General features: G+C 41.5%; 17 protein-coding genes and 1 riboswitch. Of the genes, 11 read left to right on the forward strand and 6 right to left on the reverse strand.

What is annotated here, in order from left to right:
• Positions 1–53: 53 nt before the first annotated feature.
• From ybaK to ACQ5H4_RS07990, 6 genes are all read left to right on the forward strand, one after another.
• Entirely contained in the window at positions 54–536 is a 483-nt protein-coding gene (gene ybaK, locus ACQ5H4_RS07965) for a Cys-tRNA(Pro) deacylase (RefSeq protein WP_430774426.1), read from the forward strand.
• A 112-nt stretch (positions 537–648) separates the two neighbouring features.
• Positions 649–1743: a PRK06851 family protein gene (locus ACQ5H4_RS07970; protein WP_430774427.1), complete on the forward strand. Its 1095-nt coding sequence runs from the start codon at positions 649–651 to the stop codon at positions 1741–1743.
• A 69-nt stretch (positions 1744–1812) separates the two neighbouring features.
• Entirely contained in the window at positions 1813–2388 is a 576-nt protein-coding gene (locus ACQ5H4_RS07975) for a hypothetical protein (protein ID WP_430774428.1), read from the forward strand.
• Between the two features lie 108 nt (positions 2389–2496).
• The gene (locus ACQ5H4_RS07980; RefSeq protein ID WP_430774430.1) at positions 2497–3396 is read left to right on the forward strand and encodes an SDR family oxidoreductase; all 900 of its coding nucleotides are present in this window, start codon (positions 2497–2499) and stop codon (positions 3394–3396) included.
• Between the two features lie 431 nt (positions 3397–3827).
• On the forward strand, positions 3828–4490 hold the full coding sequence (locus ACQ5H4_RS07985) for a DNA alkylation repair protein (RefSeq protein ID WP_430774431.1): 663 nt from the start codon (positions 3828–3830) through the stop codon (positions 4488–4490).
• A gap of 14 nt (positions 4491–4504) precedes the next feature.
• A complete protein-coding gene (locus ACQ5H4_RS07990; RefSeq protein WP_430774432.1) occupies positions 4505–5362 on the forward strand; it encodes a Cof-type HAD-IIB family hydrolase in 858 nt (285 codons plus the stop codon).
• Between the two features lie 26 nt (positions 5363–5388).
• Here the strand turns inward: ACQ5H4_RS07990 and ACQ5H4_RS07995 are convergent, their stop codons facing one another.
• Genes ACQ5H4_RS07995 through ACQ5H4_RS08005 form a run of 3 tightly spaced genes read right to left on the reverse strand, consistent with a single transcriptional unit; the run spans position 5389 to position 7754 of the window.
• Complete coding sequence (locus ACQ5H4_RS07995; protein ID WP_430774433.1) at positions 5389–6042, reverse strand: TetR/AcrR family transcriptional regulator; 654 nt, start codon at positions 6040–6042, stop codon at positions 5389–5391.
• 12 nt (positions 6043–6054) lie between these two features.
• Complete coding sequence (locus tag ACQ5H4_RS08000) at positions 6055–7035, reverse strand: ABC transporter permease (RefSeq protein ID WP_430774434.1); 981 nt, start codon at positions 7033–7035, stop codon at positions 6055–6057.
• The gene (locus ACQ5H4_RS08005) at positions 7035–7754 is read right to left on the reverse strand and encodes an ABC transporter ATP-binding protein (RefSeq protein WP_430774435.1); all 720 of its coding nucleotides are present in this window, start codon (positions 7752–7754) and stop codon (positions 7035–7037) included. The genes ACQ5H4_RS08000 and ACQ5H4_RS08005 overlap by 1 nt, the downstream gene beginning before the upstream one ends.
• Before the next feature lie 156 nt (positions 7755–7910).
• Between ACQ5H4_RS08005 and ACQ5H4_RS08010 the strand changes: the two genes are divergently transcribed.
• Entirely contained in the window at positions 7911–8066 is a 156-nt protein-coding gene (locus ACQ5H4_RS08010; protein ID WP_430774436.1) for a hypothetical protein, read from the forward strand.
• A gap of 50 nt (positions 8067–8116) precedes the next feature.
• The gene (locus ACQ5H4_RS08015; RefSeq protein WP_430774437.1) at positions 8117–8359 is read left to right on the forward strand and encodes an SRPBCC family protein; all 243 of its coding nucleotides are present in this window, start codon (positions 8117–8119) and stop codon (positions 8357–8359) included.
• Positions 8360–8399: 40 nt separating this feature from the next.
• Here ACQ5H4_RS08015 and bshB2 read toward each other — a convergent pair whose 3' ends face one another.
• Positions 8400–9065 (reverse strand): bacillithiol biosynthesis deacetylase BshB2, encoded by a 666-nt coding sequence (bshB2, locus tag ACQ5H4_RS08020; RefSeq protein ID WP_430774438.1) that lies wholly within the window; start codon positions 9063–9065, stop codon positions 8400–8402.
• Positions 9066–9077: 12 nt separating this feature from the next.
• Complete coding sequence (locus ACQ5H4_RS08025; RefSeq protein WP_119710310.1) at positions 9078–9425, reverse strand: YojF family protein; 348 nt, start codon at positions 9423–9425, stop codon at positions 9078–9080.
• 169 nt (positions 9426–9594) lie between these two features.
• A riboswitch (FMN riboswitch) is annotated at positions 9595–9742 on the forward strand.
• A gap of 417 nt (positions 9743–10159) precedes the next feature.
• On the opposite strand from ACQ5H4_RS08025, the gene ribE reads away from it, so the two are divergent.
• The 3 genes from ribE to ribH are packed head-to-tail and all read left to right on the forward strand — an operon-like array spanning position 10160 to position 12502.
• The gene (gene ribE / locus ACQ5H4_RS08030; protein WP_430774439.1) at positions 10160–10816 is read left to right on the forward strand and encodes a riboflavin synthase; all 657 of its coding nucleotides are present in this window, start codon (positions 10160–10162) and stop codon (positions 10814–10816) included.
• A 12-nt stretch (positions 10817–10828) separates the two neighbouring features.
• The gene (locus ACQ5H4_RS08035; RefSeq protein ID WP_430774440.1) at positions 10829–12022 is read left to right on the forward strand and encodes a bifunctional 3,4-dihydroxy-2-butanone-4-phosphate synthase/GTP cyclohydrolase II; all 1194 of its coding nucleotides are present in this window, start codon (positions 10829–10831) and stop codon (positions 12020–12022) included.
• 12 nt (positions 12023–12034) lie between these two features.
• A complete protein-coding gene (gene ribH / locus ACQ5H4_RS08040) occupies positions 12035–12502 on the forward strand; it encodes a 6,7-dimethyl-8-ribityllumazine synthase (RefSeq protein WP_430774441.1) in 468 nt (155 codons plus the stop codon).
• A gap of 90 nt (positions 12503–12592) precedes the next feature.
• Here the strand turns inward: ribH and pdxK are convergent, their stop codons facing one another.
• The gene (gene pdxK / locus ACQ5H4_RS08045) at positions 12593–13414 is read right to left on the reverse strand and encodes a pyridoxine/pyridoxal/pyridoxamine kinase (RefSeq protein WP_430774442.1); all 822 of its coding nucleotides are present in this window, start codon (positions 13412–13414) and stop codon (positions 12593–12595) included.
• Positions 13415–13566: the final 152 nt, after the last annotated feature.

Below are 13566 nucleotides of genomic sequence, written 5' to 3' on the forward strand. Positions count from 1 at the left end.
CAAAAGCAACAAGGTTTAAGAAAAAAGCCTAAAAAATAAAAAGGGTGCGGTGTATGGCGAAGCAGGCAAAAACCAATGCAATGCGAATTCTAGATAGTAAAAAAATCGACTATGAATTAATCACGTACGATTCACATGATGGGAAAATTGATGGAGTGTCTGTGGCAGAAAAGATAGGAAAAGATCCAAAGCAGGTGTATAAAACGCTTGTTGCCCAAGGTGCGAGCAAGCAACTGTATGTTTTTATTGTTCCTGTTGAGAAAGAGTTAAACCTGAAAAAAGGGGCGCAAGCATGTGGTGAGAAAAAAATAGAGATGATCCCCGTCAAGGATATTCAAAAATGGACAGGTTATATTCGTGGCGGGTGTTCACCCGTAGGGATGAAAAAACAGTACCCAACTGTAGTTGACGAGAGTGCAGAAGAGTTATCTTCGATCATCGTGAGCGGTGGGAAAATCGGAGTCCAAATGGAGCTGAAGCTGCAAGACTTACTTTTTGTTACAGGTGGGAAATTAGCCGAACTTACGAATGAATAAGTAAAAATCATTTGGGGTCATCCACTATGTTAGATTATGTGCTAAGACAAGGAGAGAAACGCATATATTTCTAATGCTCCACGTATGAATTTTCAGCAAAGGATGTGTGCGGATGGCTGGGAGTATTAGAAACTACTATGCTGGCGGAAATACAGCTAAGGGTTTTCATAGTTTATTTGATGACTGTTTAAAAGATTTACAGAAGGTTTTTATATTGCAAGGGGCACCAGGAACAGGAAAATCAACACTTATGAAGAAAGTGGGAGAATACTGGGCGGGAAGAGATTATCAAGTGGAATACATGCATTGTCCGCTAGATACTTCCTCTGTTGATGGTGTGATCATTCCAGAGCTCAAGGTGGGAATCGTGAACGGTTCGAGTTTCTATACGATTACCCCAAGGGCAATGGGTGCAATAGAGGAATACGTAAACCTAGGAGAAGGCTGGGACTCAAGTAAACTAACAGAACAAAAAGATCCAATTCTGAGATTGTCTATGCTAGCAGGTAATGCCAAACAAAAAGCGTATGAGCACTTTGCCGAAGCGTTAAGCATTCATGATAATTGGGAAAAAATCTATATTGAAGCGATGGATTTCCAGAAAGCAGATGATTTAACTAGAAAATTAGTATTACAGTTTTATGGAAATATGACCTTAAATAAAGAATCAACGGTAAAGCACCGATTTTTAGGTGCAGCTACTCCGGATGGAGCAGTTGACCATGTTCCTAATTTAACAGAGGATGTGGCTAAAAGGTATTTTATTAAAGGAAGACCAGGATCTGGGAAATCAACGATGCTAAGAAAAATTGCTGAAGAAGCACAAGTCCGTGGATTAGATGTAGAAGTATATCATTGTGGATTTGATCCAAATAGTCTAGATATGGTCATTGTTAGGGAGCTGGGAATTGCCATCTTTGACAGTACGGCACCGCATGAATATTTTCCAAGTCGCGATGGAGACGAGATTGTGGATATGTACGGCTCCGTCATAGCTAGTGGAACGGATGAAATTTTCGAAGAAGAGATATCCAATCATAAAGCAGCCTATAAAAATATGATGGATCAAGCGATGGGATTTTTAAAGGAATCAAATGAGTACAATCAAGAACTAGAACAAATTTATACAGGTGCTATGAACTTTGAAAAGGTCAATGAACTGACAGAACAGGTTCAAGATATAATTCATCAGCTCGAGGAAAAATAAATGACCACTCACCCCTCGTAGGCGTTTTGCATACATTACAACGAGATGTATGTAGAGAGGGGTATGAACGTGAACTTTTATCATCCGAATTATATTTCAAATGACCGACAACAGCCAACAACTGGAGGCTTCCCGGGCGGATTTCCAGGCGGCGGCGGATTCCCTGGAGGAGGCTTCCCGGGCGGCGGATTTCCAGGCGGCGGCGGATTCCCTGGAGGAGGCTTCCCGGGCGGCGGATTTCCAGGCGGTGGCGGATTCCCTGGAGGGGGCTTCCCGGGCGGCGGATTTCCAGGCGGTGGCGGATTCCCAGGAGGGGGCTTCCCAGGAGGGGATGACGACTTTCCTGGAGGAGGCTTCCCACCATTTGGCGGCGGCGGAGGTGACCAATACGGTCCACCATCAGGCCCACCGCCTTCTTACACACCGCAACAAGGTTTTTCTCCTTTCGCGGTTGACCCTGGTGCCATTAGAAGATGTCGATTCCGCTTCACGTATATTTGGTTAAATAACGGTCGTAGCTTCTGGTTCTATCCAACGTATGTTGGAAGAGATTCCATTGCCGGCTACCGTTGGAGAAACAGACGTTGGGTTTATTATGGTACGGATTTAAGAAGAATCAGCAGCTTCCAATGCGGTGGAAGATAGCTAAGACTGAACAGGCATGAACTCATCTGGGTTCGTGCCTTTTTCTATGAACAGAAAAACCTCAGGAAGAATATCATATAGGTGTCAGACCTTATGAGGAGGAGAACGATGTACCCTGTATACCCATATTACGGAATGATGAAAGAAACAAAAAATGTTCCGATTGCCTTCCCGCCCCAGGAGCAACCGCGTCAGCCTGGTTTTGAATATGAGATGATTCCTCTTCCTATTTCCGAACATCCAGCCTACCAAGGATCCGGAAAACTTCGTGGAAAGGTAGCGATTATTACAGGAGGAGATAGTGGAATTGGTCGGGCCGTTGCCTATTCTTTTGTGAAAGAGGGAGCAAAGGTTGTCATTGTTTACTTCGATGAGCACCAGGATGCACAAATCACTGAGAAAAGAATTCAGGAGCTTGGTGGGGAAAGCCTTTTGGTACCCATCGATTTACGAGAGGAGAAAAGTGCGCAAGTGGTCGTAGACAAAACTCTTGAAGCATTTGGGAAAATTGATATTTTAGTAAACAATCATGCGGTTCAGTTCGTTCAAAAAAGTATCCTCGATATTACGGCTGAGCAGTTGTTAAACACATTTCAAACGAATATTTTTTCCTTTTTCTATTTAGTAAAAGCGGTTTTGCCTCATCTACAGTACGGTAGCTCGATTATTAACACCGCTTCGATCACAGCTTACGACGGACATAAGAAACTCATAGATTATTCCTCAACGAAGGGGGCTATCGTTACTTTTACACGATCCTTATCTCTATCATTAGTGAAAAAGGGGATTCGGGTGAATGCGGTAGCGCCAGGACCGATTTGGACCCCGCTGATTCCGGCAAGCTTTTCCGCCAAAGAGGTGATGAAGTTTGGGGTAGATAACCCAATGAAGCGTGCCGGACAGCCTTTTGAGCTGGCGCCAACATATGTGTATTTAGCTTCAGATGATTCCAGGTATGTATCCGGTCAAGTGTTGCATGTAAATGGTGGACAAATGGTCGAATCATAAGAAAAGATGGCTGATTCCCGCATCTAGGTTCAAGAGAGTCCGCACTAACAGATGAGAGTTCAGGCTAAGTATCCAAACTGATAAATAGCCGGAGAAGTTCCGCTTAATAAGTAATTATTATTAAAAAAAGCTTAAATAGCCGGAGAGATTCCGTCTATTGGCTCGAAAAAATGGAAAAGGGGAGGTTTTACGTTGCATAAGCGGAAATCCTCCCTTTATTTACCCCGAAACGAGCTCCAATCTGCATCTAACCGGAAAATCTCCGCTTATTACTATTGTTGATTTCAGCACGTATTTTAAGAAAAGCACTTCAAAACGGCACCCCTACTTTCGTGAGTTTCGGCCTTTTAATAAATTTTTACAGTTGCATTGTTGGAAAATTTACAAAAAAACTCTTACAATAAAGTTATGTCACTATAAAGGAGCACTGTATGAAAGAGATCCTCATCCTAACAAAATTATTTCGAGCGAATGGAAATCGCGAGAATGCTTATTATATGGAAAAATATATGCGAAACCAGTTTCCTTTTCTAGGAATCAAAACGCCATTAAGACGTGAGCTTATGAAGCAGTTTTTTGAGGAAACCGGTTTATTAAAACAGCCATATAATGAAGAGTTTGTCAAAGAGGTATGGGCCCTTCCAGAAAGGGAGTTTCAAGCAGCTGCACTTGATTATATGGAAAAATCGTTAAAAAAGCTGGAAAAAAGGCATCTGCCTGGAATTGAAAAGCTCATCACCACCAAGTCATGGTGGGACACTGTTGATGTCCTCGGTCCCAAAGCAGTCGGAAAAATAGCAGCCGATCATCCAGAAGTAATTAAAGAAACGATTGATAATTGGGCGTATGGTGATGATTTATGGTTAAGGCGTGCAGCAATTCTTTTTCAATTAAAATATAAAAAGAATACAAATGAAGAGCTTTTGTATCGTTATTGTAGAGAAAACGCCGACAGCAAGGAGTTTTTTATACAAAAGGGGATTGGCTGGGCATTGCGTGAATACTCAAAAACGAATCCGAGCAGTGTAAAGAATTTTATTGAACGCACGTCTTTATCTAAGCTCAGTATTCGTGAAGGCAGTAAATACATATAGAGGTGGAACCGATTATGATTAAATGCATCGCTAGTGATATGGATGGAACATTATTAAACTCAAAGCAGGAAGTATCCGAAAAGAACCGCGAGGCGATTCAAAAGGCGCTGAATTCAGGAGTAGAAGTCGTTATTGCAACGGGTCGTTCCTATGAAGAGGCTATATCAGTTTTACAGGAGTCTGGCTTACAGCTACCGATTATTTGTGCCAATGGGGCAGAGATACGAACAAAAGAAGGCGAAGTCGTCAAGGCTCATCCGCTAGATCACAAGATCGCAAAACAAGCAGCAGACGTGTTAAATCAAGTCGGCATTTACTACGAAATTTATACAAGTGAAGGTACTTATACAGTCGATTATGATAAGGGAGTTGATATCATTATCGACATCTTTACGACTGCGAATCCTGAGCTTTCAAGAGAGCTAGTGGAAGAAGAAGCTCAACATCGATATGAGAAAGGCTTGATTCATATGGTGGATAGCTATGAGCCAATTTTAAACGGAGAAAAAACCATTTATAAGCTATTAGTATTCCATAAGGATCACAGCTTTTTAGATGAGGTCGAGGAAAAGCTTAAGCAAATTGATCATCTTGAAGTGACCTCTTCAGCATTTGGAAATCTAGAGTTGATGAACACACAAGCACAAAAGGGGATTGCATTAGCTGAGTTTGTAGAAGAAAAGGGAATTGCCTTACAAGATACGATGGCGGTTGGCGATAATTATAATGACTTATCCATGTTTCGAGTGGTGGGTCGATCAGTAGCCATGGGCAATGCCAATGACGATATTAAAGAACAATGCACGCATGTGACATTGAGAAATGACGAAAGCGGTGTAGGAGAAGCGATCCTACAAGCGTTAGCTGAGTAAAACAGGAAGGCTTGGGGAATGAACCCTCAAGCCTTTTCTTCTGGTGCTAATCCATGCAAAATAAATTGAATCGTTGCTTCGATTTCTTGTTCATCGTCCCAATCTAGCTCGGGAAATAGAAGATAGCGCCCGATCAGGAATCCGAAAATACTGGAAGCTGTCATTCGAACGACTTGATATGGAGGAAGGTCAATCAATTGGCCAGCCTCTTGATAATGCTTGATAATAGCTTCCATTCTTTCGTAAACCTTAATCGCAATATGCTCTTTGAATTGCTTTTGAAGTTCTGGTTGAAAAGGAATTTCTTGAAGGACAATTTTGAACAAGGGAATGTTTGCATTTAGAAACTCGGCCCGATTATGAATCATTGCCCGCAAAAAATCTTCTAAGCTTTCAAAATCCTGGTTCAACACTTTATTCAAGTCTTTTATCACAAACGGTGCAATCAGCTTTGCCATCATAGGGGCAACAATCGATAACAAGAGATCTTTTTTTGTTTTATAATGGCGGAAAATGGTGCCTTCAGCTACACCTGCCTTCTTTGCGATTTCACTCGTGGAAGTAGCGGCATAGCCTTTTTCTGCGAAGGATTCAATAGCAGCTTCGAGAATGAGCTTTTGTTTTTCGGTAAGATTCTCGTTTTTATCTATAATCTCATCAATCATATGATTATCTGACATATAAACTCCTTGTTAAATAGAACGATATTTTTTTAGGGCAAGGATGTTTAAAACCATGAAAAGAAGTGAAAATCCTGCTAACATAAGCAAATCAAATGAAATATCACCCCACCCATACCCTCTTATCATAACATTTCTTAAGGCATCAGCTCCATAGTATAAGGGAGTGAGTGGGCCAATCCAGCTTAAATAATCTGAAATCGTCTCAAGATTAAACAATCCAGAGAAAAAGATCTGTGGAACGATGACAAGCGGAATAAACTGAATCATTTGCAATTCATTGTTTGCGAAGGCTGAAAGCAATACCCCTAATGTTAAAGCGGTCAAAGATAAGAGTAAGGTAATGACAAGCACATAAATAAACGCACCCTCCATCATCATTCCAAGAACATAGATGGCATAGGAGGCAATAATGGTCGCTTGTATCATCGTGAAAATTCCAAAGCCGATCACATAACCAACCACGATTTCCCATTTTCGAAGAGGACTACAAAGCAGCCTTTCCAGCGTTCCGGTCGTTCGTTCTCGTAAAAAGGATACTCCAGCAATAAGGAATACGAAAAAGAAGATAAAAAATCCGAGCAACACGGGCCCAAACGAGTCAAACTGGCTCATCTCGCTTGAACCGTGGAGATAGTTGACCTCAAGCATAGCAGCGGAGGAGTCAGGTTGCATTGACTTCAGTGACTCCTGTAACCACTTCATCGTTGCTCCTGACATATTCACATATCCATCAATATCTCGTTTCTTTAAGGCCGTCTTTGCTTCGTCGGTTGTATCGTATAGGGTGATGGCCGCTTCATCATCATCGAGCTGTTCTACAAGGGGAGTGGGAAGATCAACAAAACCAACCTTTGGTGAGTAGCTATCTCCATTAAAGACGAGATGAAGCATCGTTAAAACAAGAATGGGAGCCATAATGAGCAGTAGCATCGTTCGTTTATCACGAACAATTTGTTTTAAAATTCTTCTTACAAGGGCCATGACGCGCATCAGTTCCCACCTCCGTAGCTCAAAAAGGCATCTTCAAGATTCGTACTGTTCATGCTTTCTTTTAGTGCTTGTGGAGTACCGACAGCGATTAAGTGTCCGTCTCTTATCATCCCTAATCGATCACATTTTTCTGCTTCATCCATGACATGTGTGGTGACAATAATGGTTACTCCTTGCTTTTTTAACTCATAAAAGGATTCCCAAATGCTTTTCCGAAGCACAGGGTCAATCCCGACCGTAGGTTCATCTAAAATTAATAGCTTTGGTTCATGGATAAGGGCAATTGCAAGTGAGAGGCGGCGCTTCATTCCTCCTGAGTAATTGGAAACTGGTTTATTGATATGGTCAGTTAGCTGAACAATCTCCATACAAGCTTGAATTCTTTCCTTTTGACGGGCTCCATTTATTCCGTATAAAGAAGCAAAGAATTGAAGATTTTCTCTTGCCGTTAGTTCTCCGTACAAGGCATCCGACTGAGCCATATAACCGATTTTTGAAATGATTTCAAGTGAAGGCATCACGACGCTAAATACTTTGTTTTTCCCAGTTGAAGGGAGCTCAAGGCCCACAAGCTGCTTCACGAGGGTGGTTTTTCCCGCGCCGGATGGACCAAGTAATCCGAAAATTTCTCCCTCGTTAATATTTAAACTAATTCCTTTTAATACTTCTTGCTTTCCAAAGTGCTTTGTCACCTGTTCAATTTGGACAATTGGATTCATGTGAATCCCTCCTTAAAATAAAAGTGAGTAATCACTCACTACAATCATAAGCGAAACTTTTTCAAATGAAAAGGGAGATTTTGTGAATATTTTCGACAGATATTTTACGGTATTTTAGTATAATAAGGACAAACAATCGTCCCGAGGTGATTATAAATGGCTGATTTTCGAGTAAGTGAGATCATTCACCGACCGATCGAAGAAGTATTTAGTTATCTATCAAACCTAGAAAATGCCACAACTCTATTGCCGTTTGTGACGGATATGGAGAAATTGTCTAATGACCAGTTGGACATGGAAGCCGATTCTTAGAAACAAGGCTAGTCAGAAGAAGACGTATACAAGCGGAAGTTCATATAACCATGTTCAATCGACCAACGGCCTTTACTTCAAAAAGCACTTCAAATGGAGTAGAAATCCTTTATCACTATACATTTTCGGCCATTGAGGAAGGTACCCAGGTAGAGATGGTGGCCGAAGTGAAAACAGGGGGATTTTTAAGCTTCCTTACGAAAAAACAGCTAGTCAAAATTATTAAAAATGAAGATGGCGGACAGTTACAGAAGTTAAAAGAAGTACTTGAGGCGGAAGAAGTTTACAGATAAAGAAAGTGCCCACAGGCTAGAAATCCTGTGGGCATTGTTTTTAAAATTTATACGTCCAAAAACGTTCGTTATTAACCCAAGCAATCATGTCGGGATCATTTGCTTTAAGCTTTTCAGCCATATTTTGAATCATTAATTGCGTTTGTGACGCATGAGCCTGGATCGTGGCAATTTTCTGATCAGATACTGCAGTAACATCATTTACGATGTCCGGTGCTCCAAGCTCCTCCAACGAGTTTTTAGAAAAAGCGACACAGTGCAGCTTGGGTCTTTTTTCTGGAGCTAATCGACCGACCGCGTTTACAACTGCAGCACCCGTTGCATCGTGGTCAGGGTGTACGGAATATCCTGGGTAAAACGTGATGATTAAGGACGGGTTCACATCGGCAATGATTTCCCCCATATGATCGGCCAGTTTTTCAGGATCCTCAAACTCTACCGTTTTATCGCGATATCCAAGCATGCGTAAATCTTGGATTCCAATCGATTTGGCTGCATTTTGAAGTTCCACTTTACGAATATGCGGGAGCGATTCTCTTGTTGCAAACGGTGGATTCCCTAAATTGCGCCCCATTTCACCAAGTGTTAAGCAAGCATATGTGACAGGTGTCCCGTTTTGAATATGCAAAGCAAGGGTGCCTGAAACACCAAATGCCTCGTCGTCAGGATGAGGGAAAATGACTAAAATTTGACGTTCTTTTTCCATGATGGCTCCTCTCTACTCAAATGGTGTTGGACTGATTTGGAAAGCAACTGCTAGTTTTCCTTGATAATCGTGTCCAGCCATTAATAATCTATTTTGATCATCTACTTCAAAATGAGTAATTCCTTCTGCATAAACCCAGCCAATATTCAGCTTCAAGCCAATGCGATAAGGACCATTTCCTTTGATTTGACCAATCTCGTATTTCACCAGTGCATTGCGAATAAATGCCCCTGAGGAAAAAAAGGATTCATCATTATGAGTCGCATACGCTCCATTTGTCGTTTCTAAATGTATATACACATCTTGGTTCGCAAGACGGTTTAGCTCTTTTTGAACTTCTTCCACTATGACAAGCTCCATCTTATTTCCTCCTTCACTTCTTTAACACATATAATAATCTATATATTACTAAAAACGTGCTGGAAAAGCGAAAAGTAGGATTGGTTGATTTTAAAACAATATTGTGTCTGTAAGAGTTTTAGCTTTTCATTTGCGGAATGTTTAGGGTATAATGAGAGCAATTTAAATAGTATTCCTTCGGGGTCGGGTGCAATTCCCAACCGGCGGTGATGAAGCAAGAGCTTCTTAGTCCGTGACCCGTTTGAGTGTTCATTCAAACGGTGGATCTGGTGAAACTCCAGAGCCGACAGTTAAAGTCTGGATGGGAGAAGGAAAAAAATTTTGGTTTATGTGTATGGGTGAAGTGTACCCATTTTTAGACCTTTATTTGACATTGGCTTTTTTCTGACCCCGTTCCTTAATTGGTGCGGGGTTTTGTTTTTGTTTATGACTCCATCATGAAGGAATATTTGAGGCAAAAGGTCATAAAAGAGTGGTTATGACTTGTTGCCATTTGAAGATTCAGGTTAAAAGGTCATAAACTATGGTTTATGACATGTGCGCTTTTAAAAAGGGAATGCTTTAGGTCATAAAAGCTTGTTTATGACCTTATGGATGAAAATTCGGTCTCCATCAGTCATAAGCAATGGATATGGTCTTACACGAGAGAATCCCGAGATTTTCGGAAATGCTACAAGTAGGAAAAGGTAAAATGAGCGACATAAGTAGCTTGACTAAGGAAGGAGGCAAGAAAAATGTTTACAGGGATTATTGAGGAAATTGGACTGGTAACCAATACAAAGAATACAGGGCAATCTTCGGTGCTAACGATTGAGGCCAATCATATTCTCACGGATGTAAAGCTTGGCGACAGTATCGCCGTGAATGGAGTTTGTTTAACGGTCACTTCTTTCACGTCTAACGCATTCACAGTAGATGTGATGCCGGAGACAATTAAGGCGACCAGCTTGCGAGATGTGGAACCAGGGTCCCATGTGAACCTGGAAAGGGCGATGGCAGCTGGCGGACGGTTTGGTGGTCACTTCGTGTCGGGGCATGTGGATGGTCTCGGAGTGATTAAAGAAAAGAGAGAGGTTGCCAATGCTGTGTATTACGAGATAGAAGTATCGAGTGACCTTTTACACTATATAATCGAAAAAGGGTCTGTTACAGTGGACGGAACTAGTTTAACGGTTTTTGGTGTGTCAGAAACGAGTTTCCTTCTTTCATTGATTCCACACACGTTATCGGAAACGATTATCGGGCGAAAAGGGGCTGGGGATATCGTGAATATTGAGTGCGATATGATTAGTAAGTACATTTCACACTTTTTATCCAAACAAGCAACTCAAACCATTCAAAAGAGTTCTTCTCTTTCGGCTCAATTTCTAGAGGATAATGGGTTTAAATAAGGAGGAAAAGATATGTTTAATTCGATTGAAGAAGCATTGGAAGACTTAAAGAATGGAAAAGTCATCATCGTTTGTGACGATGAAGACCGAGAAAACGAAGGAGATTTCATTTCGTTAGCGGAAAAAACAACCCCTGAGGTCATCAATTTAATGGCCACACATGGTAGAGGGCTGATTTGTGTTCCAATCGAAGAGGAGTTAGCTCAGAAGCTCGAGCTCATGCCGATGGTTGCTAGAAACACGGATCCGCATGGGACAGCCTTTACTGTAAGTATTGATCATAAAAACTCTACGACAGGGATATCCGCCTTTGAGCGTTCGGATACGATTTTAGAAATGCTCAATCCAGAATCAAAAGCGGCTGATTTTAAACGTCCAGGTCATATTTTTCCGCTAATAGCGAAAAAAGGCGGGGTACTGAAGCGTGCAGGTCATACGGAGGCAGCTGTTGACTTGGCCATACTATCAGGCGCAAAACCAGCAGGGGTTATTTGTGAAATCATGAATGAAGATGGCAGCATGGCACGTGTACCGCAGTTAAAAGAGATTGCCAATAAGCTGAATGTCAAAATGATTACGATTAAAGATTTAATTGAGTATCGTAATCGCGAAGATCGCTTAATTCAAAGAGAAGTGGAAATTGAACTTCCAACTGAATTTGGCCAATTCCGAGCTGTGGGATATTCCAATGTCATTGATGGCAAAGAGCATGTCGCTTTAGTAAAAGGAACGATTGACTCTAGCAAACCAATTCTAGTTCGCGTTCACTCTGAATGCTTAACAGGTGATGTGTTCGGTTCGTATCGTTGCGACTGTGGTCCTCAGCTACATTCGGCTTTAAGCCAAATTGAGCAAGAAGGTACAGGAGTGTTACTGTATTTACGTCAAGAAGGTCGCGGACTTGGACTTTTGAACAAGCTAAGAGCGTACAAGCTTCAAGAGGAAGGCTACGATACGGTTGAAGCGAATGAGAAGCTTGGCTTTGGGGCCGATTTACGAGAGTACGGGATTGGCGCTCAAATTTTAAAAGACTTAGGGATTAGCCAAATTCGACTGTTAACGAACAATCCTCGAAAAATGAAAGGATTAAAGGGGTATGGTTTGGAAATTGTTGATCGTGTGCCGATCCAAATGCAATCACGAGAAGAGAACGAAAAGTATTTAAAAACAAAACAAAGTAAATTAGGACATTTACTACACTTCTAGGAGGAATTAATGATGGGAAGAAGCTTTGAAGGAAATTTAGTTGGCAGTGGGTTAAAGGTTGGAATCGTTGTAGGTCGTTTCAATGAGTTTATTACAAGCAAATTACTTAGCGGAGCACAAGATGCTCTGAAAAGACACGGTGTAGCTGACGAAGATGTAGATGTGGCTTGGGTACCAGGTGCATTTGAAATTCCATTAATTGCCCAAAAAATGGCCCAAAGCAAGAAATATGATGCGGTAATCACATTAGGAACGGTTATTCGTGGAGCCACTCCACATTTTGATTTTGTATGTAATGAAGCAGCAAAAGGCGTACAGGCAACCACACTAAACACAGGCGTTCCCGTTATTTTCGGTGTGTTAACAACCAATACAATTGAACAAGCGATTGAAAGAGCAGGAACAAAGGCTGGAAACAAAGGCTGGGAATCAGCAGTTTCAGCGATTGAAATGGCGAATTTAGGTCGAATGTTTGAATAAAGAAAAGCGGAAGTACACTAGTTGCTGGGCAATGGAGCTAGACATCTAAAGGAGAAAAGCCGCTGGAATCTACTCCAGCGGCTCTCTTTATTATGCATTCACTTTTGCACCAAAAGTACGGTACGCACCGTGCATTGTTGGTCCAACATACTCATTTAACTTAAATCCATGTGCGATTGCCGCTGTAATGAAGTCCTTTGCTGTAGCAACAGCTTCCTTCACCGATTTTCCTTTTGCAAGCTCGGCTGTAATAGCTGAAGAGTAAGTGCAGCCTGCACCATGAATATAAGTGGTATCAATTTTTTCACTTTCTAGTAAAGTAAATTCCTCCCCATCAAACAGAAGATCGACTGCTTTTTCGTGATGTAGCTTACTTCCACCCTTAATTAATACATACTTGGCACCAAGTGCATGAATTTTTACCGCTGCTTGCTTCATATCTTCAATCGTACGAAGAGGAGCGGTTTGTGCAAGCTGACTGGCTTCAAATAGATTTGGAGTGACAACTGTTGCACGTGGTACAAGGATTTCACGAAGAGCATCGGTCGTCTCTGGCTGCAATACTTCGTCTTCCCCTTTACATACCATAACTGGATCAATAACGACGGTTTGAAGCTGGTTCTCATCAATTACCTTAGCAGCTAGCTCAATGATTTCCACCGTTCCTAACATGCCTGTCTTCATCGCATCGATTCCTACAGAAAGAATCGTTTCAAGCTGTGCTTCTAGCGTTTCAATCGCAATGGGAAACACATGGTGATGCCAATGATTTTTCGGATCCATCGTTACAATCGTTGTTAGAGCGGTCATTCCATACACGCCAAGCTCCTGGAATGTTTTTAAATCCGCTTGAATGCCAGCGCCTCCGCTTGTGTCAGAACCAGCGATTGTCATTACCTTTTTTAATGTCATTGTGTTGAACCTCCTATGAGCTTTATTTTTCTAATCATAGTCTAGTTTCCCAGATGTTTCTAGTATTTTCTTTCGGTTACCTAAATTAGTGATAAACTGTGCTCAATTTGTAAATAAAGGCGAACAAACTTAATAGTCTTTCTCCTCTTTCC

It is taken from the genome of Bacillus coreaensis, from assembly GCF_050586445.1.
Lineage (GTDB): Bacteria > Bacillota > Bacilli > Bacillales > Cytobacillaceae > Robertmurraya_A > Robertmurraya_A coreaensis.